We start from the raw sequence: 22,795 nt of genomic DNA, 5'->3' as shown, positions 1-22,795 counted from the left end.
CCGGGCCCCGTTTCCGTACCGCCCCGCGGGTACCCGCCGGAAGGAGGGGCCGCGCCGGCGCCCCGCCACCCGGTGGCGTCCCCGGGACGCCCCGCCGCGGTGCTCCCGGGGCGCTCCCTTCCGAAAGGAGCGGCATCGTGTTCTTCGTCGACACCGTGGAGACCCCGGGCCTGGGCAACCGCAGCTACCTGGCGGGCGGCCGGTCGGCGGCGGTGGCGGTGGACCCGCCGCGCGACATCGACCGGATGCTCGTCCCGGCGGCGCGGCGGGGGGTGCGGATCGCCCTGGTGGCCGAGACCCACGTGCACAACGACTACGTCACCGGCGGCCCGGAACTGGCCCGGGTGACCGGCGCGGAGTACCTGGTGCCGGCCGACGCCCGGGTGTCGGTCCCCCGGAGGCCGGTGGCCGACGGCGACACCGTGGCGGTCGAGGGGGAACTGACGCTGCGGGCGCTGGCCACTCCCGGGCACACCCCGCACCACACCTCCTACGTGCTGACGGAGGACGGACGCCCGGTGGCCGCCTTCACCGGCGGCTCCCTGCTGATCGGCACCGTGGGGCGGCCGGACCTGGTCGAACCGCGGCTGACCCCCGCCCTGGCCCGGGCCCAGCACGCCTCCGCCCACCGGCTCGCCGGCGAACTGCCCGACGAGGTGCCCGTACTGCCCACCCACGGGTTCGGCAGCTTCTGCGCCTCCGGCCAGGCCCGGGGCGACGCCACCACCATCGGCAAGGAGCGCACCGGCAACGAGGCGCTGGTCAAGGACGCGGACACCTTCGTCGCCGACCTGCTCGCCGGCCTGGAGGACATCCCCGCCTACTACGCCCACATGGGCCCGGTCAACGCCGCCGGACCCGCCCCGGTGGACCTCACCCCCGCCCGGCGCGCGGACGCCCCCGAGATCGCCGCCCGGCTCGCGGCGGGGGAGTGGGTGGTGGACCTGCGCAGCCGGGTGGCGTTCGCCGAGGGGCACGTGGCCGGATCGTTCAACTTCGAGGCCGACGGGAAGCTCGCCACCTACCTGGCCTGGCTGATCCCGTGGGGCAAGCCGGTCACGCTGCTGGCCGGGACCCCGGAGCAACTCGCCGACGCCCAGCGGGAACTGGCCCGGGTCGGCATCGACCGCCCCGCCGCGGCCGCCACCGGCGGCCCGGCCGACTGGCTCCCCGACGGTGGGAAACCCCGCTCCTTCCCCCGCCGGACCTTCGCCGACCTCGCGGGAGCGCGCGAACGGGGCGACCGCGTGGTGGTGCTCGACGTGCGCCGGGACTCGGAGCGGGCGGACGGCTGGATCGACGGCTCGGTCCACGTCCCCGTCCACCGGCTCCGCGAGCGCACCGGCGAGATCCCCGACGGGGTGGTGTGGGTGCACTGCGCCGCGGGGATGCGCGCGGCGATCGCCGCCTCGCTGCTGGACGCGGCCGGCCGGGAGGTGGTCGCGGTCGACGACTCCTTCGACGCCGCCGACCGGGCCGGACTGACCGTCGTCCGGCCCTGAGACCGTCCCGCGCCGCGCGGGACGGAGTGTCGCACCGCCGCCGCCGGGGTACCGCGGGGGCCACGGCCCCGCGGCAGCGGGGGAACGGCAATCGAACGACGACACAGGCGACGAACAGGAGGACGTGGATGTCGGCGATGACGGCGGTACGGATGGCGGCCTGGCAGGAGCCCCCGCAGGTGACCCGGATACCGGTGCCGGAACCGGGCCCCGGGGAGGTCCTGATCAAGGTGGCCGGAGCCGGGGTGTGCCACTCCGACCTGCACGTCATGGAGTGGCCCGCCGGAACCCTTCCCTACGGGCTGCCCTTCACCCTGGGACACGAGACCTCCGGCTGGGTGCACACCCTGGGACCGGGCACCCGCACCACGGGGCTGAACGAGGGCGACGCGGTGCTGGTCTACGGCCCCTGGGGATGCGGAGTCTGCCCCTCCTGCGCCCGGGGCGCGGAGAACTACTGCCGCCGCGCCGGCGAGCTGCCGGCCGCCGGGGGAGGGCTGGGCACGGACGGCGGAATGGCCGAGTACATGATCGTCCCCTCGCCCCGGCTGCTCGTCCCGCTCGGCGACCTCGACCCGCGCACCGCCGCCCCGCTGACCGACGCCGCCCTCACGCCCTACCACGCGATCAAGCGCTCCCTGCACCGGCTGGTCCCCGGCTCGACGGCGGTGGTGATCGGCGTCGGCGGCCTGGGGCACCTGGCCGTCCAGCTCCTGAAGGCACTGAGCGCGGCCGACGTCGTCGCCGTCGACACCGCCCCGGACAAACTGGACCTGGCCGCCGAGGCGGGCGCCGACCACCTGGTGCCCGCCGGCGAGGGCGCCGCCGAGCGGATCCGGCGGCTGACCGGCGGACTGGGCGCCTCCCTGGTGCTGGACTGCGTCGGCGCGGACGCCACCTTGAAGACCGCCGCCGGGGCCGCCGCCGTGGAGTCCGACGTCACCGTGGTCGGCCTGGCGGGCGGCACCCTGCCGGTGCGCTACGGAACCCTGCCGTGGGAGGCGTCGGTGACGATCCCGTACTGGGGCACCCGGCCGGAACTCGCCGAGGTCGTCGCCCTCGCCGGGGCCGGCCGCATCCGCCCGCACGTGAAGACCTTCCCCCTCGGCGAGGCCGCCGAGGTCTACCGGCTCCTGCGCGACGGCCGGATCGAGGGCCGGGCGGTGCTGGTGCCGGAAGGATGACCCGCGCGGGGCGGGCCGCCACCCCGGCACGGACCGCCCGCGGCGCGCAGACCCCACTCGACCGAAGGAGGCGGTGACCGTGTCCCCCAGGACATCCCGCCGACCGTCCGACCCCGGTGACATCGGCCGGCGCGTGGCCCTCCAGCGCGAGCGGCTGGGTCTCACCCGCGAGGAGGTGGCCGCGCGGGCCGCGATGGCGCCGGGATACCTGGCCTACCTGGAGGAGAACCCCGCCTCCCCGAGCGGCCCGGGACTCCTCAGGCTGGCCGCCGCCCTGGAGACCACCGTCGACTGGCTCCGCGGCGGCGGCGCCGACCTGCCCCCCGGCCGGGGCCGGGCGGCGTACCACCCCGAGCTGTACGAGCTCGACGAGGAGCAGTGCCGGGCCCGGCTCGCCACCCACGGCGTGGGGCGCGTCGCGGTCTCCACCCCCGACGGGCCCGCCATCGTGCCGGTGAACTACCTGGTCGCCGGCGACGAGATCGCCTTCCGGACCGCACCCGGCTCCACACCGGCGGCGGCCGTGGGCCAGGAGGTGGCGTTCGAGGTCGACCACCTGGACGAGATCGTGAAGCGCGGCTGGAGCGTCCTCGTCGTCGGTCCCGCCCGGGCCGCCGGCGAGGCGGAGGCCGCGCGGCTGACCGCCCGCGCCCCCAGCGAACCCTGGGCGGGCGGCGAGCGCGACCAGTGGGTGATCGTCCGGCCCGAGCGCATCACCGGCCGCCGCATCCACACCGGCTGAACCGGACAGGCTCCGTCCCCTCCGGTTCCGTGCGGCGTCCGGAGCGGGTAAAAATAATGTGCCAAGCGGACAAAGCCGGAGACGGGCGGAGGCGGGCGGAGCGATGGCGGCGAACGCGGCCGGTGCGAGCGGCACGACGGACAGGGGACGGTATCCGCGGCCGACGGTGTCCCTGGAGGAGGCCGAGTGGGTGTGGCGGACGCTGGCGACGCAGGCCATGGAGGAGGGCGCGAAACCGGAGACGGTGCGGCTGGCCGCGGTGGTGGGACTGGCCCGCGCCACCGGCGCCCGTTACGGGGACCTGCTGCGGTGCACCGTACGGTCGCTGGACCTGGGGGCGGGCCGGGTGGACGTCGAGCACGGCAAGCACCGCGTCGCACGCGGCCACGGCCTGGACGCGGGCACGGTGCTGGTGCTGCGCCGCTGGCTGGACGTCCGCGCCGAGCTGTGCGCGGAGCTGGAGGGTTCGCCGCCCGAGGCGCTGCTGCTGACGGTGCACCACACCCATGACAACGGGGTCACGGTCGCGGCCGGGCTGCCCATCACCCGGCAGGGGCTGGTGCTCTCCTGGCGCCGCTTCGTCCACCGCGTCAACGCCGCCCACGCCGGGCGGCGGCCCCCGCTGCCCACCCGCTTCGAACAGCTCCGCCGCGCCTGGACCGCCGCCCGGGAGTGACGGGTACCGGCTTCCCCCGTGGCCTCCGCACGGCCGAGCGGTGGTGGCGCGGCGTCGTCGGCCGGTGACGCCGCGCCCCCGTACGCGCGGGCACGCGTCACCGGCCGACGGCGTCCAGCAGGCCCTGGACGTCGATCTTCTTCATCCCGAGCATGGCCTTCATCGCCTTCTGCGACGTCGCCGGGTCGGGGTCGCCCAGCAGCTCGGTCAGCTTCCGGGGGACGATCTGCCAGGACAGGCCGTACCTGTCCTTCAGCCAGCCGCACGGGCCCTCCTCGCCGCCGTCGGTGAGCCTGGCCCACAGCTCGTCCACCTCCGTCTGGTCGGCGCAGTCCACGGAGAGCGAGACGGCCTCGGTGAACGAGAACTCCGGGCCGCCGTTGATCGCGAGGAACTCCTGCCCGGCGAGTTCGAACGCGACCGTCATGACCGTCCCCGGTTCGCCCGGTCCGGCCTCGCCGTAGCGCTGGATGTCCGTGATCCGGGAGTCGTCGAAGAGGGAGGTGTAGAAGCGGGCGGCCTCCTCGGCCCGGCCGTCGAACCACAGGTTGGTCGTGATCTTCTGCATGGCGCGTTCTCCTGTCGGGCGGATGCCGAACGGTTTCGAGGGGTAGACCGCCCGCGCCGCCGAAACTCATCGCTCCGCTCCCGACGGAGTGCGGGTACGCCGGCGCCCGGGCTCCGCCGGCCCGGCTCGCCGCGCTCACGCCGTCACCTTTCCGGGGTTCCGCGCCCTCCTCCGCCGAGCGGCATCCCCGGGTCGACGGCCTCGGCCAGGGCGTGGGTGCCCGCGTCGCTCGGATGCAGGTGGTCGCCGCTGCCGTGGTCGGGATTCGGGGCCGGCGGGTCCTCCGGGGCGGGAAGCGGCCGGGGGAGGCCCTGCCCCGTCGCCGCGAGGGGGAGGCGTGGCGGGCGGCGGCTCGCCGCTTCCGGGCCGGAACGTCACGCGGCCGCGCCTACGACGAGGGGGAGGGGGAACATCGTGGCGCGGCCGTACCGTGCGCATGCCCGGGAATCGGCCGGCCACACTCGGCCGGGCCGTGAATTTCGATCCGGACGCCTCTTCCCTGCCTTGTGGGCCCACCGCCGTGCCGGGACCGGGCGCACCCACCGTGAAGAGACCGTGGAAGCACCGGGACGTGACGACCGTTCACCTGCCGCAAGGCACCCTACGGGCCTTCACGGGACACCCCATATCCTTCTACGGACATGGAGAGGAGGGGGAGGCGGCCGTGTTCCGCGCCGCCCCGACGGGGCGGACGTCCGCCGGGAAGTGGCAGGGCACGATGGACGGTGGGGCCGGGCCGACGGCGTCGGGCGCCCCCGGAGTCCCACGTCCGCGGCCACCGCACGGCGGGCCCCCGGACCCGGCGCGGCTGCCGGGATGACGAGGGGCGAGGAGGACGGGGACGACGCGGCGCGGCGGTGCCCCGCTCCCACCGCCGGTTCCTCCCTTGCAGCCGGTGGACGTTCCGGGCCGTGCCCCGCGGCCCGGACCCAGTGACGTACGGAGTGTGTTCATGGCCCTGTGGGACCGTCTCAAGGAATCGGCCCAGACGATGCAGGCCCAACTGGAGGCGAGGAAGAACGAGCTCAAGGGCGGCGCCTTCCGCGACGCGAGCATGGCGATGTGCGCGCTCGTCGCGGCGGCCGACGGCACGGTCGACCCGGCGGAGCGCCGCCGCGTCGCCTACCTCATCGAGCACAACGAGGTGCTGAAGAACTTCCCCGCCGACGAGTTGCACAGCCGCTTCGAGAGCTGGCTGGACAAGCTCGCCGACGACTTCGACCTCGGCAAGGTGAGCGCGCTCCAGGAGGTCGCCAAGGCCAGGAGGAAACCCGTCGAGGCCCGCGCCGTCGTCCAGATAGGGATCGTCATCGGCGGCGCGGACGGCCACTTCGACCTCATCGAGCGGGCCGTGATCCGCGAGGCCTGCCACACCCTCGACCTGCCGCCCCACGAGTTCGACCTGTGAGCCGGTGACGGTGCGGGGGCGCCGGGTGCCCCCGCACCGACGGTCCTCACGCCCTTCCGCGAGGGAGCGCGCGGGCCGCGGCGAACCCGTTCCGCCTCCGCGGTGATTGGGCCGGCCACGGCCGAGGTACGCGTCCCCCGCACGGCCCATGACACCGTTTCGCGCCGCGTGCGCCGGGCACTCCACGGCGGACGGCGGAACGGGCCCACGGCAGAACAGGCAGTGAGGAACAGATGGAGATCGGTTACAAGCTGGCGGCCGAGGCCTTCGGACCCGCCGAACTCGTCCGGCAGGCGGTCCGCGCGGAGCGGGCCGGATTCGACTTCGTGGAGATCAGCGACCACTACCACCCGTGGCTGGACGACCAGGGCCACTCGCCGTTCGCCTGGACGGTCCTGGGCACCATCGCGGCGAAGACCGAACGCCTCGGCCTGGCCACCGGAGTGACCTGCCCGACCGTGCGCTACCACCCGGCGATCATCGCCCAGGCCGCCGCGACGCTCGCCCTGGTGTCCGAGGGCCGGTTCGTCCTCGGCGTCGGCGCGGGGGAGCGGCTCAACGAGCACGTCGTCGGACGCGGCTTCCCCGACGTCCGGATCCGCCACGAGATGCTCCGCGAGGCGCTGGAGATCATCCGGCTGCTGTGGCGCGGGGGGTACCACTCCTACGACGGCAAGCACCTGCGGCTGGAGGACGCGCGGGTGTTCGACCTCCCCGAGGAGCCGCCGCTGATCGCGGTGGCCGCCAGCGGTGCGTCCTCGGCGCGGATCGCCGCCGAACTCGGCGACGGTCTGTTCGCCAACGAGGCCAAGCCGGAGGTCGTCCGGCACTACCGCGAGGCCGGCGGCACCGGGCCCGGCTACGCCGAGGTGCCGGTGGCCTGGGCGTCCGACGAGCACACCGCCGTCCAGGCCGTCCTGAAGACGTCGCGGTGGGCCGTGACCGGGTGGAAGGTCATGAGCGAGCTGCCCAACCCGGTGAACTTCGAGGCCGCCAGTGCCACCGTCCGCGAGGAGGACATCAGGGAGGCGTTCGCCTGCGGCCCCGACCCGGCCCGGTTCGTCGGGATGGCGCAGCGGTTCGTCGACGCGGGCTTCGACCGGCTGGTGCTGATGAACGCCGGTCCGGACCCCGACGGCTTCATGGACTTCTACAGCAGCGAACTGGACGAGCGGCTGCGGGGGCTGACCCCGGGCGGTGCCGCGGCCTGACGGACGCACCGGCGGGGAGGCCCGGGCGGAAGTGCCCGGGCCTCCCCGCCGGCGTACCGGAACCGTCCGCGCTCAGCCCGCGGGTCGCGCGGCCCGCGCCGCTCCCGCCGCCCGGGCCGTCTGCGCCGCCCGCGCCGACAGCGGGGTGGCGATGTCCTCCAGGGACCGCCGCTCGGCCGGTACGGCCAGGAAGACGGCCACCAGGCCGGCCAGGGTCATCAGGCCCGCGCCGAGCTGGAAGGCGAGCACGGTGTCCCCGACGACACCGGACTCGGTGAGCTTGGCGAAGATCAGAGGCCCGCTGATGCCGCCCGCGGCCGTGCCGATCGCGTAGAAGAAGGCGATCGCCATCGCCCGGGTCTCCATGGGGAAGACCTCGCTGACCGTCAGATAGGCGGAACTGGCCCCGGCCGAGGCGAAGAAGAGGACCACGCACCAGCAGGCCGTGAGCGTGGTGGCGGTCAGGTGCCCGTTGTCGAACAGCCAGGCTGTGCCGAAGAGCAGCAGGCCGGACAGGATGTACGTGCCGGAGATCATGACACGGCGGCCGACGGTGTCGAAGAACCGCCCCAGCAGCAGGGGACCGAAGAAGTTGCCGAGGGCGATGACGGCGAAGTAGTAGCCGGTCGAGCCGGTGGGGATGTCGAAGAACGTGGTGAGGATCGCGCCGAAGCCGAAGGTGATGGCGTTGTAGAGGAACGCCTGGCCGATGAAGAGCGCCAGCCCCAGCACGGCGCGCCTGCGGTAGTGGGAGAAGACGGTGCGCGCGATCGTGCCGAAGCCGATGCTCCTGCGCGTGTGGATGGTGATCTCACCGGCGGGCGGCGGCAGTTCGGTGCCCTTCTCCGCCCGGATCTCCTCCTCCACCTCGCTCACCAGCTTCTCGGCCTCGTCCCCCTGCCCGTGGATGAACTGCCAGCGCGGACTCTCGGGCACATGACGGCGCACCAGCAGGATGGCCAGACCGAAGACGACGCCCAGGGCGAAGGTCAGCCGCCAGCCGACGTCGGCGGCGAAGACGTCGGTGTCCAGCATGACGATGGACAGCAGCGAGCCGCCCACCGCGCCCAGCCAGAAACTGCCGTTGATGATCAGGTCGATGCGACCGCGGTACTTGGACGGGATCAGTTCGTCGATCGCGGAGTTGATGGCCGCGTACTCGCCGCCGATGCCGAATCCGGTCAGGAACCGGAAGATGAAGAACCACCAGCTCGAGAAGGAGACGGCGGTCAGCGCGGTGGCGGCCAGGTAGACGGCCAGCGTGATGATGAAGAGCTTCTTGCGGCCGTAGCGGTCGGTCAGCCAGCCGAAGAACAGCGCGCCCGAACACGCCCCCGCCACGTACAGGGCCGCCGCGACGCCCGTGACCTGGGCGGAGGTGATGGGCAGACCACTGCCCTCCTCCGCCAGCCGTCCCGCGATGTTGCCGACGACCGTGACCTCCAGGCCGTCGAGGATCCACACCGTGCCGAGGCCGATCACGATCATCCAGTGCCAGCGCGACCACGGGAGGCGGTCGAGCCGGGCCGGTACGGCCGTCGTCACCGCACCCGTGCCGACCTCCGCGTCCAGCGGGTCACTCTTCGCCATCACCCACTCCCTTCGGCACGCGACCGGGGACCCGCGCCCCGGTGTGCGACCGTCAGGTTCCCGGCGACGGGCGATCCACACCCGTCCGCACGGGTAGGGGGTGTGGGGAAGGGGCGCGCGGGCACGAGCGGGGAGCGGGCGGGCCCGCACCCGGGGCCGGCGCGATCTCCGTTCCGGAACGGTAGGCGGAGACCGCCCGAGACCGCCTGCGGTGTCTTTCACATGCGCCACAGCAGGGAAATTGACAAAATCGGGCTCAAGGATTAAGGGGGAAGAGGAGGAAGAGGTCGCGCGGACCCGGCGCCCGGAGTCGCCCGCCCGGTGGGACGGCGCGGACGCCGGGCGGTTCCGCGCGCCCTGGTGTGACGCACGGCCGGATACGGAAGGTGAACGGCCCGGGAGGGACCGAGGGCGGGTGCCGCCCGGAGCCGTCTGGAGGTGGCCATGGCCCAGCCCTGTGTTCTGCTCAAGCACGGTGAGGTCGTCCTCAAAGGCCGCAACCGCGGGCGCTTCGAGGAGTTGCTGCAGCGCAACCTGCGGACGGCGCTCGACGGGATCGGCGATGCGGTGCGCATACGGACCGGCCGCAGCGTCACGGTGCTCTCCGGCCCCGTCCCGGTGGAGCAGGTGGTGGAACGGGTGCGCCGCGTGCCGGGGTTCAACGTGGTGCAGCCCGCGATCGCGGTGCCCAAGGACGCCGAGACCGTGGCGGAGGCCGCCGTCGGCCTGCTGCGGGACCGTGCCCCCGGCACGGAGAGCTTCGCGGTGCGGGCCCGGCGCCGGGACAAGGACTTCCCGATGCGCTCGGCGGAGCTCGCCGGCTTCGTCGGCGCCCGGATCCAGCGGGAACTGGGCCTGACGGTGGACCTGACCTCCCCCGCCGTGGAGGTGACGGTCGAGGTCGACCGGAAGGAGGTCTACCTGTCCACCGAGCGGATTCCCGGCCAGGGCGGGCTGCCGGTCGGGGCCAGCGGCCGTGCCGTGGCCCTGCTGTCGGGCGGCTACGACTCGCCCGTGGCCGCCCACCGCGCCATGCGGCGCGGACTGCGGTGCCACTTCGTCCACTTCACCGGCGCCCCTTACACGGGGCCGTCCTCGGCGTACAAGGCCTACGCCCTGGTGCGGCAGCTCACCCGCTACCAGCCGGACGCCCGGCTGTACGTCGTGCCCCTGGGCACCGCGCAGCGGTCCCTGGCCACCGCCGGGGCGGGCCGGCTCCAAGTGGTGGCACAGCGGCGGCTGATGGTCCGGGTGGCCGCCGAACTGGCCCGCAGGGTCGGCGCCAGGGCGCTGGTCACCGGCGACAGCCTCGGCCAGGTGGCCAGCCAGACGCTGTCGAACCTCGCCACCGTCGACGAGGCCAGCCCGCTGCCGGTGCTGCGGCCCCTGCTCGGCTGGGACAAGACGGAGATCATGGAGGAGGCGGTCAGGATCGGCACCGCCGACATCTCCAGGCTCCCCGACGAGGACTGCTGCCGGCTGCTCGCCCCGCCGCGGGTCGCCACCGGGACCACCCCCGGGCAGTTCGCCCGGCTGGAGGGCAGGCTCGACGTGGAACGCACCGTCGAGGCGCTGCTGGAGCGCGTCCAGGTGATGCGCCCCGGGCGGGAGGGCGCCGAGGGGCCGCGGGCCGCGGCCGTCGCGTGAGGGCCCCCTGACCCCCACGGCCCCGGGGATTGCCGGCCGCCCGGGGCCGCGGGCCCGTGCCCGGCCCCGGGCGCCCCAGGGAGTGGCCGCCGGAGACCCGCCGGACCTGCCCGGTGAGTCCCGTAGCGAGCACGGCGGCGGCATCCGGGGAGCCGGCCGGGGAGGTCGACCGGACCGCGGGCGGGGACCGACGAGGTCTCAGGCGGCCCGGCCCTCCCGGCTCTTCCGGTCGTCGAGGCCGAAGAGCCCGAGGTCGATGGCGTCCGCCAGCGCCGCGTGGCCCGCCGCGTTCGGGTGGTAGCAGTCCGAGTGGTAGACGTCGCGGAACCGCGTCGGATCGTCCGGGTCCCTGACCGCGGCGTCGAAGTCGACGACGCCGTCGAACAGTCCGCCGGTGCGGACGAACTCGTTCACCGCCAGCCGGTTGGTCTCCTTGGCACTGCCCGCGGGGTTGCACATGGGCATCAGGGTGGCGCCGACGACCTTCAGTCCGCGGGCGTGGGCGCGCTGGACGATCTCCCTCATCGCGTCGATGACCTGCGACGCCGGGGCGGGCGGTGCGAACTCGCCGCCTCCGAGGTCGTTGGTGCCCTCCAGGAGGATCACATGGCGTGCCCCGGCGAGGTCGAAGACGTCGTACTCCAGCCGGTCCGGGGCCGGGGGGCCGCAGCAGTGGCCCGTCGGGTCGTACGGGTTGGGCTGCCGGCTCACGGTGTTCCCGGAGATCCCGGCGTTGGCGACGGCCAACTGCCGGTGCGGCGGCAGGGCGTTGATGCGCTGTGCCAGCAGGTCGGTCCACCGGTCGCCGCCGCCCACCGCGTCGTGCCCCGCGGTGTTGGAGTCGCCCAGGGCGACGATGGTGCCCGCCGCGGGCGTACGGCCGTCGACGACCTCCACCCACCACAACTGGCCCGGGTGGTAACCCGGTTCGGCGGACAGCCCCTTGTCCTCCTCCGGGTAGGCGGCGTCGCCCGTGTCGCGGGTGTGGTCGCCGCCGAGCGAGAGGAAGCTGGCGGGCGGGTTCGGGGTGGGCGGCGGGAAGGTCTGGTCGTTGACCGGCGCATCGGGCGCGTACAGGCTGATCGCCAGGTTCCGCTGGGCGGACACGCGCAGCGCGACCGGGTCGCTGTAGACGTGGCCGCCCGGGGGCACGGTGACCCGCGGGCGTCCCTGGAAGGTGAGGGTGCGCAGGGAGCCGGGGACCAGGTCGGCCTCGCCGACCCTGTGCTGCAGCCCGATCGTCGCCGAGCGGAACGTTGCCGGACGGTCGCCGTACGGGTTGCCGATGCGCACCCGCAGCGAGGTGGCCGACACGGAGGCCCGGGCGATGTTCCGCACGGTCAGATCGGGGGAGGTGCCGTGCATCCCCTGCAGGCTCGCGCTCCACACGGCGCTGCGGCCGGGCGGCGGGACGGACCCGGCGGGAGCCGGCCCGGCGGCGGGCCCGGCGCCGGTGGTGGCGGGCAGGGCGGCGGCGGGCGCGGCCACCGCCGAGACGAGCAGCAGGACGAGCGGGGCCAGCCACGTGCCCGCGCGGGCACGGAGACGGCCGCCTCCCGGTGAAGGTCTCACGAGCGTTCCTCTCGTTCGGCTGGTGCCGTGCGTGGACCGAGCGTCGAATGAGCTGGAGCCGTGCTTGTTCTCCCCGCGGACCGGGCGGGCGGGGCCGTGCTGCCGGGCGCGGACCCCGATGGGGGAACGCGCCCACCCGTACGGGCGGCGCCCGTCACCGTGGACGGGCGCTCCGCACAGTAGGAAGATCCCCCGGCGGCGTCAACACCGCGATGACGTACGGGAGTCCGGGTCCGGGCCGGGCTCAGCCCCGGCCGAGGTCCCGGCCGGGGCCCGGTCGAGCCCGTACACGCGGCGGGCGTTGCCGGCGCCGACCAGGGCCGCGACCCGCTCGGCGTCCGCCCGCGACCAGGCGCCCTCACCGGTCCAGCGGGACAGCAGCCGGGCCAGGGCGCCGCGGAAGAGCGCGGCCCCCACCACGTACAGCTCGGGCAGGCCGTAGGCGTCGGTGGAGAACAGCAGCTTGCCGAACGGGGTCAGCTCCAGCGCCTCGGCGAGGACCTCCCCGGCCCGCGCGCCCGTGTGGTTCAGCGCCAGGCCGACGTCGGCGTAGACGTGCGGATAGGCGTGCGCCAGATAGGCGGCGTGCCGGTGGTACGGGTAGCCGTGCAGCAGGACCACCGCGCAGCCGGTGGGACGCACCGCGCGCACGAAGTCGGTGAGCAGCAGCGGGTCGCAGCGGTCCAGCCGCAGGTCGGGGTCGCCGAACCCGGTGTGCAGTTGCAGCGGCAGGCCGGTCCGCGCGGCGGACCACAGCAGGTGACGCAGCAGGACGGGGTCGGCCACCCGGCCGCCGGCCGCGCGCCCGGCGAGCCAGCGTCCGGCCGCGGCCCGCACCTCTGAGGCGGTGGGCGGTCCGGGCGCGAGATCGAGTCCGTGCCGGTAGGCGGCCACCGACTTGAAGCCCACCGCGGTGCGTGCGGCCCGCTCCACGGCACCGTCCAGGGCGGCGAGGAAGGAGGAGGTGGTGTCCGCGGCGTCGGCGGCCAGTTCGGCCAGCCGCTCCAGCCGGACGACCTCGTGGGCCCGCGCGCCGCCCGCCGCCGCGAGCTCCTCCGGTCCGGTCAGGTCGGCGGCCGGCCCGGTGTCCACCAGGTAGTCGCCGATGCCGTCGGCGCCCAGCAGCCGGCGCATGACCTCGCGCGCGCCCAGTTCCCGGCGCCGCTCCAGGTACCGCCCGGGCGGGCAGTGCGCCTCCAGGTCCAGCAGCGGCGGACACCAGCGGCGCACCGCGAACCCCAGTTGGGTGTCGAAGAAGCTGGTGCCGGGTGCGGCGGGGGCGTCCGACTCCACCAGGTACGAGGCGAACGACTCGTCGTCCAGGTCGCCGCGGACCACGCCGTGGCAGTGGTGGTCCACCAGCGGCGGCAGGTACGGCGCGTCCTCGGGCGCGTCCTTTGGTGCGTCCATTCCCGTTCCTCTCCGTGCCTTTCCCCGCGCCCGGCCCGGTGCCCGTCAGTACCTGTTCCGGACGGCGGCCGCGAGGTCCCCCGGCGCGGTCTCCCCGAACAGCTCGACCTCCGCCCGGCGCACCGCGGCGAAGGCCTCGAACAACGGGTCCCCCATGGCTTCGCGGAGCACGGCGGAGCCCTCGAAGTGCTCCAGCGCCTCGGCCGCGGAGACGGGCAGCCGGGGCCGGCCGCCGACGCGGGCGGGGTCGCCGGTGACCGGCGGGGGCAGCGTCAGGCGCGCCTCCGTCCCGGCCAGGCCGGCGGCGATGACGCAGCCGGTCACCAGATAGGGGTTGGCCGACGCGTCGAAGCACTTCACCTCCGCGTTCGCGCCGCCGGGATCGTCCGGCGCCCCGGTGATGAAGCGGATGGCGGCCTCCCGGTTCTCCAGTCCCCAGCACTGGAACACCCCCGCCCACCGGGAGGGCTCCAGCCGCAGGTGGCTGGCGGGGGAGGGCGCGCCGACGGCCAGCAGCGCGGGCAGTTCCCGCAGCACCCCGGCGAGGAAGGACTCGCACTCCGCGGTCATGCCGAACGGGCCCTCGCCGCCCCCGCACAGGTTCCGGCCCTCCCGCCACAGGCTCAGGTGCAGGTGCCCGCCGTTGCCGACCCGTCCGGCCTCGACGACGGGGGCGAAGGAGGCGGTCAGCCCGTGCCGTACGGACACCGCCCGGACCGTCTCGCGCACCAGCACGGCCAGATCGGCGGCGCCGACCGGGTCCGAGGGCGCGACGGACACCTCGAACTGCCCCGGTGAGTACTCCGGATGGAGCTGGAGGACCTCGACGTGCTGGTCGAGGAGGGCGCCGAGAACGTCACCGAGGTAGTCGGACAGCTCCACCATGCGGACCATCCCGTACGCGGGACCGGTACTCGCGTAGCGGACCTCCCCCGCCGCACCGGGCTCCGCGCCGGGGACGCCGGCCCGGACGGCGGTCCACTCGGTCTCGAAGCCCATCCGCGCCTCCAGGCCCAGCGCCAGGGCGCGTCCGGCCTGGCGGCGGGCGAAGAGCCGCTGGCAGCCGGGGTGCGGCGCGCCCTGCTGGGTGTACCGGTCGACCGGGGCCCAGGCCCAGCCGGGCTGCCCGGCCAGCACCGTCAGCCGGTCCAGGTCGGGGAACAGGCGCAGGTCCCCGTCCGGGCCGCCGATGTGGCGGCTGGTGGTGACCGAGTCGTCCACGGCGTAGACGTCGAAGACGGGCGACATGCCCACCCCCCAGCGCGCGGTGTGCGCCAGCCGGGCGACCGGCACGGTCTTGACCCGGGTGATGCCCGCGTTGTCGACCCAGGTGAGGGCGGTGCCGCGGACGCCCTCGGCCCCCAGCCGGGCGGCCTCCTGCCGGGCGCGCTGCTGCGCCGGCCCGCGCTCCGCTGTCCCCGTCTCCATGGACTCCTCCTCCCGGCCCGCCCCGGCCGACCGGCCGTCCGGCGACCGTGAGGCGATCATGCCGCAGCCGGCGGGCGGCGTTTCCGCCGCCGGCGGTGCGGCCGGGGGAAGGCACCCGTTCGGCGGGCGGACCCGCCCCCGGGGGCGGTACGGGGCCCGCGTACGGTGCGGTGGGGCCCGCACCTGTACGGCGGCCCGCCGCCTGTCGTCCGCCCTCCGTCCCCGGAACGAGGGGGGCCACCGCCGCCCGCCGTGGACGTCCGCCACCCCGGCGACCGGCGCATCGCCGACACCGTGGCCGCGCGCCCGGCGGAACACCGGTGGGAACGGCCCGGGCGTCCCTTCTGTCCCCTCCTGCGGCTACCGGACACGATCGAGGACCACGGTCCTCCCGCACGTCGCCTTCTCCTCGCCCGCCGTTCAGCTCCGCGCGCCAGTGTCACTGCCGCCGGTGGGACATGGACCGGCCTTCCCCGCGGGGAAGCTGACGGAAGGCCAGCGGAGGACCAACGGAGGTGTCAGGAGCAGTGTCACTGTCTCGCCCCACGCCCAGACCCGTACGCGCCGGAATCGCGGTGCTCAGTGCGGTGGCGATCGCGGGTTCCGCGCTCACCGCCCTGGCCGTGCAGACCACGGCCGCCGCGCCCGCGGCCGCCGTCCCGGCCGACGGGAGCGACTGGGACACCGGTGCCTACCGGGGCAAGGTCGAGGTCGTGCCGGCCGACGGCACCGGCGGGGACCGGCGGGTGCTCACCGGCCGGGTCTTCCTCGACAGCGACCGCGACAGCAGCAGCGACCGGCGCGAGCGCGGCGTGGCGGGGGTGACGGTCTCCAACGGCCGCGACGTGGTGACCACCGACCGCCACGGCCGCTACCGGCTGCCCGCCTTCGACAACATGACCGTCTTCGTCACCCAGCCGTCCGGCTACCAGGTGCCCGTCGACGAGCACAACATCGCGCAGTTCCACTACAACCACCTGCCCGAGGGATCGCCCGAGCTGCGCTACGGCGGCATCGAGCCCACCGGCCCGCTCCCGGAGGCCGTGAACTTCCCGCTGGTCAAGAGCAGGCTCACCCAGTCCCGCGAGCAGAACTGCGTCATCGCCGGCGACCTGCAGACCTACAACAGGACCGAGGTCGGCTACGCCCGCGCCGGAGCCATCGCGGACCTGGCCAGGCGCACCGACCACGCCGGCTGCGGCGCCCTGTTCATCGGCGACGTGGTGGGCGACGACCTCTCCCTCTACCCGGACGTCAAGGACCTGGTCAGGCGGCTCAACGGCCCGGTGCGCTTCCTGCCCGGCAACCACGACCTGGACTACGACGCGAAGACCGCCGAGCACTCCTTCGACACCTTCCGGGCACAACTGGCCCCGGCCTACTACTCCTACGACGTCGGCCGGACCCACGTCATCGCCCTCAACACCGTGCGCTACCCGTGCACCCCGGACGTCGACAACGCCGACGGCAGGCACCCCAACTGCAACGACCCCGAGAACAGCCCCTCGTACAACGGCCGGCTGGACGAGAAGCAGCTCGCGTGGCTGGAGCGCGACCTGGCCGAGGTGCCCTCGGACCGGCTGGTCGTCGTGGCCGGCCACATCCCGCTGCTGACCTTCGCCGACGAGGGCAGCGCCCGCCACCAGGTCGACCAGGTCCGGGAGGTCTACGAGCTGCTGGAGGGCCGCAAGGCCGTCGCCGTGGCCGGTCACACCCACTCGATCGAGAACATGAAGGCCGGTGACCTGTTCAAGGGCTGGCGCGACCTCTTCGGCGTCGAGGGACTGCCCTTCCCGCACATCACCGCGGGCGCCATCTCCGGCGACTGGTACTCCGGCGCGCTGACCGGGAAGGGCTACCCGGTCGCCGTCGGCCGCGACGGCGCCCGCCCCGGCGTCCTGACGCTGGAGATCGACGGCACCTCCTTCAGGGAGCGCTTCACCGTCACGGGCGAGGACGACGACGTCCAGATGCAGCTCGGCATCAACTCGCCGACCTACCGCCAGTGGTACGCCGACCGCCGGAAGTGGAACGAGACCAAGGAGGGCGAGGCCCCCGAACTGGGTGACGGCCGCGTGGTCAGCAGGGCCGACCTGGCCGGCACCACCTGGCTGACCACCAACTTCTGGATGGGCTCCACCGGTTCGACGGTGAAGGTGAGCATCGACGGCGGCCCGGCCCGCGAGGCCGTGCGCACCCAGCGGGCCAGGGGCGAGGGCCAGTTGGTCGGCCCGGAGTGGTCCGACCCGCACGCGGTCGCCCAGCAACTGGTCAACGGCGGCAGCGTGGCGGACCGGACGATGCACCTGTGGCGGCTGGAACTGCCCGCCGGCCTCGCCGTGGGAACCCACCGCGCCAAGGTGACCGCGACCGACGCCCACGGCCGTACGTTCACCGACACCCTGCTGTTCAAGGTGGTCGAGGAGCGCTGAGGCGGGGCCGCCTCCACGGCCGCCCGCCGCTCCCCGCGGTCTTCCCCCGGTGCCGGGCACCGGGGGAAGACCGCGGAGCGGTCCTCACGGGGCTCTCTCGCGGGGCCCGGAGGAGCGGGGGCGGCGCCCCCCTCAGCCGCCGCCCCCGATGCCGGCACCGGTGACGGTGCCCGCCCCGACCTCGGTCTCGGCCTCGACGTCGTACCAGTCGTCGGCCAGCAGACCGGCGTGCGAAGGCTGCACCCCCACCTGCACCGTGCCGTCCGCGGTGACGAACCGCAGGTGGGCCGCCAGCCTCCGGGTCTGCCCGTCGGGGGAGACGCAGACCGACTCCGGCTCCAGGTAGAGGTACTTGCCGGGCTGGATCCAACTCCGGCGCGCCATGCGGCGGCCGTCCTTCAGCAGCTCCAACGCTGCGGAGAAGTCCATGACGGCGAGCGTAGTGGGCCGCCCGGACGGGTCTTGAGGACCCAATGGCGGATGTGCTAATGGGGCCGTGCCCCCGGTCCCACGGGCGGGGAACCGGCCGGGCGGGCCGGATCGCCTACGGCGGCGGCAGCCGGAGCGACCCGTCGCCCTCCCGCACGCCGCGGACCACCACCGGCTCCCCGGCGAGCGCGCCGTCCGGACCGACGGTCACGGCCACCGCGTGGCAGCCCGGACAGCGGCGGCCCCGGGCGTGCGGATCCTCCGGGGCGCAGAACAGGACGTGGCCGCTCAGGCGGTCCACCCTGCCGGGGACCAGCCGCCAGACACCGCCGTACCCCTCCACCACCACGGCCCCGGGGACGGCGGACCCCAGCCAGGACGCGACGTTCGCCCGGACGGCCGCGTCGAACCGCTGCCGCTGTGCGAACGGCCGCACGATCCTGACGGTGGCGGACGCCGGGTCCACCGCACCGTCCCGCCAGGCGTAGTGCACCGCGTGGTACGGCCGCCGGGAGAGCGCGGCCGGCAGCCGGGGGTGCGTCAGCCGCATCAGCGTGGGCCACCGCGACGGGCCGGCCGGCAGGTCGCGGACGGCCTCGGGCGCGACGACGTTGACCGTGGTGCCGCGGGGCACGGGGGAGCCCTCCGGGGCGGGCCGGTCGAGCGACCACCGCCTCAGACACGCGCCGATCTCCCCGAGCACGTCCGTGACCGTGTCATCGGTGAGGGCCGCGGCGATCCAGGGCTCGCCCACCGCCGACCGGGCGGACCCGACCGCGTACACCTCGTACCCGCACCGCCCGAGCGCGGCGGACAGGGCCCGCAGGTCCTCCGCCGCCGTCCGGGCCTCCCGCAGGGCCCGGGCCAGGGCCCGGTCGCAGGGCTGCCCGCCGCAGGAGCCCGCTCCGGCGTCCACCCGCAGCCGTACCACGGCGTCCGGATCGCCGGTGACGGCGAAGGCGATCTCCGAGCCGCCCGCCTGGGGGAACAGCGGCCGGGCGCCGATGACCCGCAGCCTCCCCGGGTACAGCGCCTCGGCCAGCTCCCCGGCACGCTTCCTGTGCCTCCTCGTCACCACCGGACCGCACGCCCGTGCCAGCAGGACGAGCGCCGCCATCACGGGCACTTCTCCACCTCCGCGCCACCGCCGTGCCGCTCTTGCCGTGCCGTCCCCGTGCCCCGTGGCGGGGCGGGCCACCGCCCGGGAGGAGCGGGCGCCACCACTCGTCCGGACGCCCCGGGACCGGTGGGCGGTTGCTCAGTTGAGGTTGCCCTCGAAGCCGCTGTAGATCTCGGTGGCCTCGCAGAAACCGAGACCGAGACGCTCCGCGAGGGCCATCGCCTCGTCGATCTTCGCCAGGTCGACAGCGCATCCCTCCGCCCGGCCGTCGCGCTCCGCCGGAGCCAGCAGGGCGCCGCGGGCGCCGGCGAGCCCCGCCCGGACCGCCCCGACGTCCGCGGCGGACACGAAACCGCCCACCGCGTAGTTCTCGGTGATCGTCGCGTGGCCGAACCAGTCCAGGTCCGGGAACAGCTCCCGCAGCGGCGCGTACAGCGGCGTCGGCGGGGAGAAGCCCGCAGCGGGCACCCCGGCCTCGGCACAGAGCCTCGTCGGCCAGGTGTGGCCCCGCGACATCCAGCCCGGCACCAGGGCCGCCGCCAACTCCACCACGCTGAAGGGGACTTCACGGGCCAGCAGGGCGCGGGGGTCGTGCTCCCGGCCGGTGTCCGGGTCCCGCACCACCACCCGCCCGGCCCGCAGCGCGGCGGCCGAGGCCCGCAGCACCCGCATGCGCCAGGACAGGTGCTCGCCCAGCGCCCTGTCACCGGGCAGCCTGCCGCTGTCGTCGGGTTCCACCCGGCCGGCGAGAGCGGGGTCGATCCGGCCCAGCATCTCCCGCGCCAGCGCCGCCACCTCGTGGTGGGGTGTGGCGAGGTACCGCCGGACGTCCTCGGCGACCTGCTCGGCGGTGTCGGCGGTGCTGAAGAACGGGCGGCCCCAGACGTGCAGGGCGGGGACGAGCCCGCAGTCCGCCTTCAGCGCGCCCAGTGCCCACTGCTTGGCGGCGAACCGGGTCCTGCGTATCCCCACCGCACGGGCGATCAGGTCGTCCAGTGCTCCGTCGTCGCCGTACCCGGCGATGTAGGGCAGCAGGCGGTCCTCCACGAGGCGCAGGTCAACGGGGTGGTAGCTGGTGTCGAAGCCCATGGCGGCCGACCCTACCGGGACCGTCCGACAGCGGGGACGCGGCGAGGAGGGCGCGGCCGTACGCGGGCGTCACAGGCCCACCACGCCGCCCGCCGCCGTCACCTCGTACTCCAGGATGATCTCGCGCTTCTCGCCGGGAGCCAGCCGCAGGCCGTACCGGACCATGCCGTCCGCGTCGACGCCCTCGTCGGGCTCCGGACGGCACGCCCCCTTCCGCAGCCGCACCTCGACCGCGGAGACCTCGGAGACCGGGACGCGCTCGCGCACCACCAGCTCCGTCGCCCCGTCGCCGGGCGTCCCGCCGCCGGGCGCCGCGTCGAGCCGGGACACGAACAGCCGTACCCTGCGCGTGATCACCGTGCGCTGGTTGATCCCGGTCAGGCCCGCGGTGTCGCGCCTCTCCTCGACGTGGCGCACCACCCGGTGGGTGTCCTCGCTGCCGAAGGCCAGCAGGACCTCCTCGCCGAGCCCGGTGAACGGCAGTTCGCCCCGGCCGGTGAAACCGCTGCCGCGCACCAGGTCCACCGGCCCGGCCAGCAGGACGTGCCCGCTGTCGTTGGACAGCCGGGCGACCCGCGTCACCAGCGGCGACACCTCGGGGGCGCAGGTCAGTTCGGTGCGGCACGGCGCGGTGAACGACGACAGGCGCACCCGGTGGGGCCGCCCGTCGGACCGCACGACGACCGGGGCCGGGGCGGTCATCGTCCGCACCTCGCCGCCGTCGGCGAGACCGGGCAGCTCCGCCGTACCACCGCCCCCGCCCCCGGCCGAGTCGGCGCCGACGGTGCGCACCTCCTCCTCGCGCAGGTCGATCTCGACCGTGCGCCGCTCCTCGGCCGAGCGGTCGCGCAGGACGAGCACGTCCTCGTACAGCGCCGGGGGGCTCGCGGCCAGGGTGGGCCGGGCGGTGGACAGCGACAGGCGGACCCCGTTCCAGTCCTCGCCGGTGCGCTGCCACACCATCGCGTCGGTCTCCAGGCGCACCGACCGCTCGTCCCCGGCCAGCGTCGCCCGGTAGGCGGGCCGCCACAGGGCGCAGGGGACCAGATGGGCCACGCGCAGCACGGCCGGCCCGGCGCGGTCGGCCTCGACGACCACCTCGATGACGGCCGTCAGCTCCTCCGGCCCGGTCTCGGTGCGCGCCAGGGCCCGGCGCGCCTCGCGCAGTTCCTCCTCCAGGTCGTGCAGCAGGCTGCGCAGGCGGTGCAGTTCACCGGCGCGGGCCTCGGCCTCCTCGTCGATCCGCGCCAGCCGGTCCGTCCAGCGCTCCGGGTCGGCGCTGCCCGCCCCGGCGCTCTCGGTGACGTCGCGGTAGAGGTCCGCCCTGGCCTGGGCGGTGACCGCGATCCGGCTCTCCAGCCGCTGCCGCTGCCGGGTCGCGTCGCGGATCTCCGCCTCCAGCGCGTGGGTTCTGCGGCGCAGTTCGGAGGCGTCCTCGCCCGGCTCGTCCGGCGGCGCGGGCGCGTACGTGCGGATCACCCGGGCGTCGACGACCCGGACGCCGGCCGGCTGCGTCCCGGGCCCCTCGCCGCCGGTGCCGTCGGTGCCGCCCGAGGCGTCGGTGCCGTCGGGGGCGCCGCGGACGACTTCCGCGCGCAGGGAGCTGTCCACGGCCAGCGGCGTCACCGGCCCGATGCGCAGCCGCTGCGCTCCCGCGGCCAGCTCGACGGGCCCGCGCCGCTCGACCTGGGCGCGGTCCTCCATGCACGTCACGGCGGTGATCGGCAGGGGGACCGGCTCCCCCGGGGGATGCGGTGCGGAGGCGGGGGACGGGGAAGTGGTGTCGGTCATGGTGTGGTTCAGTCCCTCCGGTTCCCGCCGACCAGCGCCTTGCCCGCCGGGATGCGGATCTCGTACCCGCCCTGGAGCACGGCCGTCCGGCCGGGCTCCAGCTCCACCCGCCACACCCGCGCCCCGCGGACGTGGTGCCCGCCGTCGCCGTCGCCGCCGTCGAGCGGCTCGTCGCGGACCTGCCAGGGCGGGGCGGCCGGACGCTCCTCGATCCGCACGTCCTTGTCGTCGCTCACCGGCACGCGTTCGCGGACCTCGACCGTCACCGGGTGCGGGAGGCGGTTGGCGAGCTCCACCTCGACGGTGTGGTCGAGCACCGTCGTCCCCCCGCGCAGCCCGGCGGTGGACTCGCGCAGGTGCGTGCGCCGCGCCACCCGCACGCTCTCCACGGCCCCGACGCCGACCCGCCGGCACTCGCCGGGGGCGAGGGTGGGCAGCGGCGCGGTGAGGACGAAGTCGCCGTTCACGGTGACGTCGGCCGGCCCGGCCAGCAGCGCGTGGGGGGAGGTGTTGGTCAGCAGCACCGTGCCGTACACGGTCTGGTCCACCGAGGGGACGCACACGTACTCCGCCACCGTCTCCACCGGCACCTCGCACACGGGCACCGTGTGCCAGGCGCCGTCGGCCGCCACATCGACCGGCGCGGCCGTGTCGTAGCGGTGGTGGAAGGAGCCCGCGGAGTGCCGCACGTCGACGGTGTGGGACGGCCGCCGCTGCCGCGCCACGGCCTCGGCCAGCCGCCGCTGCCCGGCGGCGCCCGCGTCCGGTCCGCCGTCCGGCGCGGGCCGCAGCCTGCCGCGCCGGCCGGGCTCGTCGGGCCCGGCCAGGGTCAGGCGGGCGTAGTCGAGCAGCTCCCCGTCCGGCCCCGGCGGCCGCGGCGGCTCCGGGGAGAGGGGCGCGGCTTCGGGAGCGTACGCCGCCGGGGCGGCGGCCACGGGGGGACCGCCGTATCCGGCGAACTCGTGGGGCGTCCCGCCGGCTGCGTGGGCCAGGTCC

The 22,795-nt window shown here is 75.3% G+C and carries 18 protein-coding genes; 8 read left to right on the top strand and 10 right to left on the bottom strand.

The window, feature by feature from the left end; all coding sequences use genetic code 11:
* The first annotated feature begins 137 nt into the window (after window positions 1–137).
* From VE546_RS08690 to VE546_RS08675, 4 genes are all read left to right on the top strand, one after another.
* On the top strand, window positions 138–1,502 hold the full coding sequence (locus tag VE546_RS08690; protein WP_324920336.1) for an MBL fold metallo-hydrolase: 1,365 nt from the start codon (window positions 138–140) through the stop codon (window positions 1,500–1,502).
* A 137-nt stretch (window positions 1,503–1,639) separates the two neighbouring features.
* Entirely contained in the window at window positions 1,640–2,686 is a 1,047-nt protein-coding gene (locus VE546_RS08685) for an NAD(P)-dependent alcohol dehydrogenase (RefSeq protein WP_324920337.1), read from the top strand.
* Window positions 2,687–2,765: 79 nt separating this feature from the next.
* The gene (locus VE546_RS08680) at window positions 2,766–3,428 is read left to right on the top strand and encodes a helix-turn-helix domain-containing protein (protein ID WP_414720432.1); all 663 of its coding nucleotides are present in this window, start codon (window positions 2,766–2,768) and stop codon (window positions 3,426–3,428) included.
* A gap of 103 nt (window positions 3,429–3,531) precedes the next feature.
* Complete coding sequence (locus tag VE546_RS08675; protein WP_324920334.1) at window positions 3,532–4,104, top strand: tyrosine-type recombinase/integrase; 573 nt, start codon at window positions 3,532–3,534, stop codon at window positions 4,102–4,104.
* A 97-nt stretch (window positions 4,105–4,201) separates the two neighbouring features.
* On the opposite strand, the gene VE546_RS08670 is transcribed toward VE546_RS08675, so the two are convergent.
* Window positions 4,202–4,672: a VOC family protein gene (locus VE546_RS08670; protein ID WP_324920332.1), complete on the bottom strand. Its 471-nt coding sequence runs from the start codon at window positions 4,670–4,672 to the stop codon at window positions 4,202–4,204.
* A 952-nt stretch (window positions 4,673–5,624) separates the two neighbouring features.
* Between VE546_RS08670 and VE546_RS08665 the strand changes: the two genes are divergently transcribed.
* Both VE546_RS08665 and VE546_RS08660 read left to right on the top strand, forming a co-directional pair.
* A complete protein-coding gene (locus VE546_RS08665) occupies window positions 5,625–6,080 on the top strand; it encodes a tellurite resistance TerB family protein (protein ID WP_324920330.1) in 456 nt (151 codons plus the stop codon).
* Window positions 6,081–6,313: 233 nt separating this feature from the next.
* Window positions 6,314–7,291, top strand: coding sequence for a TIGR03557 family F420-dependent LLM class oxidoreductase (locus tag VE546_RS08660; RefSeq protein WP_324920329.1), 978 nt, complete (start codon window positions 6,314–6,316; stop codon window positions 7,289–7,291).
* Between the two features lie 72 nt (window positions 7,292–7,363).
* Here the strand turns inward: VE546_RS08660 and VE546_RS08655 are convergent, their stop codons facing one another.
* On the bottom strand, window positions 7,364–8,881 hold the full coding sequence (locus VE546_RS08655) for an MFS transporter (protein ID WP_324920327.1): 1,518 nt from the start codon (window positions 8,879–8,881) through the stop codon (window positions 7,364–7,366).
* A gap of 444 nt (window positions 8,882–9,325) precedes the next feature.
* Between VE546_RS08655 and thiI the strand changes: the two genes are divergently transcribed.
* Window positions 9,326–10,528 (top strand): tRNA uracil 4-sulfurtransferase ThiI, encoded by a 1,203-nt coding sequence (thiI, locus tag VE546_RS08650; RefSeq protein ID WP_324920325.1) that lies wholly within the window; start codon window positions 9,326–9,328, stop codon window positions 10,526–10,528.
* 198 nt (window positions 10,529–10,726) lie between these two features.
* On the opposite strand, the gene VE546_RS08645 is transcribed toward thiI, so the two are convergent.
* The 3 genes from VE546_RS08645 to VE546_RS08635 all read right to left on the bottom strand — a co-directional run bounded on the left by VE546_RS08645 (window position 10,727) and on the right by VE546_RS08635 (window position 14,938).
* Window positions 10,727–12,100 carry a GDSL-type esterase/lipase family protein gene (locus VE546_RS08645; RefSeq protein WP_324920323.1) on the bottom strand — a complete coding sequence of 458 codons (1,374 nt, stop codon included), beginning with the start codon at window positions 12,098–12,100 and terminating at the stop codon, window positions 10,727–10,729.
* Window positions 12,101–12,301: 201 nt separating this feature from the next.
* Window positions 12,302–13,510, bottom strand: coding sequence for an amidohydrolase family protein (locus VE546_RS08640; protein ID WP_324920321.1), 1,209 nt, complete (start codon window positions 13,508–13,510; stop codon window positions 12,302–12,304).
* A gap of 45 nt (window positions 13,511–13,555) precedes the next feature.
* The gene (locus tag VE546_RS08635) at window positions 13,556–14,938 is read right to left on the bottom strand and encodes a glutamine synthetase family protein (protein WP_324920319.1); all 1,383 of its coding nucleotides are present in this window, start codon (window positions 14,936–14,938) and stop codon (window positions 13,556–13,558) included.
* A 575-nt stretch (window positions 14,939–15,513) separates the two neighbouring features.
* Here VE546_RS08635 and VE546_RS08630 point away from each other — a divergent pair.
* A complete protein-coding gene (locus VE546_RS08630; RefSeq protein ID WP_324920318.1) occupies window positions 15,514–17,370 on the top strand; it encodes a calcineurin-like phosphoesterase family protein in 1,857 nt (618 codons plus the stop codon).
* Window positions 17,371–17,502: 132 nt separating this feature from the next.
* On the opposite strand, the gene VE546_RS08625 is transcribed toward VE546_RS08630, so the two are convergent.
* From VE546_RS08625 to VE546_RS08605, 5 genes are all read right to left on the bottom strand, one after another.
* Window positions 17,503–17,799: a Thoeris anti-defense Tad2 family protein gene (locus tag VE546_RS08625; RefSeq protein WP_324920316.1), complete on the bottom strand. Its 297-nt coding sequence runs from the start codon at window positions 17,797–17,799 to the stop codon at window positions 17,503–17,505.
* A gap of 115 nt (window positions 17,800–17,914) precedes the next feature.
* Window positions 17,915–18,916, bottom strand: a complete 1,002-nt coding sequence (locus tag VE546_RS08620) for an SCO7460 family lipoprotein (protein WP_324920314.1) — start codon at window positions 18,914–18,916, stop codon at window positions 17,915–17,917.
* A 141-nt stretch (window positions 18,917–19,057) separates the two neighbouring features.
* The gene (locus VE546_RS08615) at window positions 19,058–20,008 is read right to left on the bottom strand and encodes a hypothetical protein (protein WP_324920312.1); all 951 of its coding nucleotides are present in this window, start codon (window positions 20,006–20,008) and stop codon (window positions 19,058–19,060) included.
* 69 nt (window positions 20,009–20,077) lie between these two features.
* Window positions 20,078–21,799 carry a mucoidy inhibitor MuiA family protein gene (locus VE546_RS08610; protein WP_324920310.1) on the bottom strand — a complete coding sequence of 574 codons (1,722 nt, stop codon included), beginning with the start codon at window positions 21,797–21,799 and terminating at the stop codon, window positions 20,078–20,080.
* Between the two features lie 8 nt (window positions 21,800–21,807).
* The coding region (locus VE546_RS08605) for a DUF4139 domain-containing protein (RefSeq protein WP_324920308.1) at window positions 21,808–22,795 on the bottom strand (988 nt) is incomplete at its 5' end.

The organism is Streptomyces sp. (assembly GCF_035644915.1).
Lineage (GTDB): Bacteria > Actinomycetota > Actinomycetes > Streptomycetales > Streptomycetaceae > Streptomyces.
Note: the sequence above shows the minus strand (reverse complement) of the source record. Positions and strands in the feature narration are given on the sequence as shown.

Coding starts and splice junctions, on each gene's coding strand:
- VE546_RS08685 (WP_324920337.1), top strand. CDS start 1,640: ATGACGGCGGTACGGATGGCGGCCTGGCAGGAGCCCCCGCAGGTGACC.
- VE546_RS08675 (WP_324920334.1), top strand. CDS start 3,532: ATGGCGGCGAACGCGGCCGGTGCGAGCGGCACGACGGACAGGGGACGG.
- VE546_RS08670 (WP_324920332.1), bottom strand. CDS start 4,672: ATGCAGAAGATCACGACCAACCTGTGGTTCGACGGCCGGGCCGAGGAG.
- VE546_RS08665 (WP_324920330.1), top strand. CDS start 5,625: ATGGCCCTGTGGGACCGTCTCAAGGAATCGGCCCAGACGATGCAGGCC.
- VE546_RS08660 (WP_324920329.1), top strand. CDS start 6,314: ATGGAGATCGGTTACAAGCTGGCGGCCGAGGCCTTCGGACCCGCCGAA.
- VE546_RS08655 (WP_324920327.1), bottom strand. CDS start 8,881: ATGGCGAAGAGTGACCCGCTGGACGCGGAGGTCGGCACGGGTGCGGTG.
- thiI (WP_324920325.1), top strand. CDS start 9,326: ATGGCCCAGCCCTGTGTTCTGCTCAAGCACGGTGAGGTCGTCCTCAAA.
- VE546_RS08640 (WP_324920321.1), bottom strand. CDS start 13,510: ATGGACGCACCAAAGGACGCGCCCGAGGACGCGCCGTACCTGCCGCCG.
- VE546_RS08635 (WP_324920319.1), bottom strand. CDS start 14,938: ATGGAGACGGGGACAGCGGAGCGCGGGCCGGCGCAGCAGCGCGCCCGG.
- VE546_RS08625 (WP_324920316.1), bottom strand. CDS start 17,799: ATGGACTTCTCCGCAGCGTTGGAGCTGCTGAAGGACGGCCGCCGCATG.
- VE546_RS08620 (WP_324920314.1), bottom strand. CDS start 18,916: ATGGCGGCGCTCGTCCTGCTGGCACGGGCGTGCGGTCCGGTGGTGACG.
- VE546_RS08615 (WP_324920312.1), bottom strand. CDS start 20,008: ATGGGCTTCGACACCAGCTACCACCCCGTTGACCTGCGCCTCGTGGAG.
- VE546_RS08610 (WP_324920310.1), bottom strand. CDS start 21,799: ATGACCGACACCACTTCCCCGTCCCCCGCCTCCGCACCGCATCCCCCG.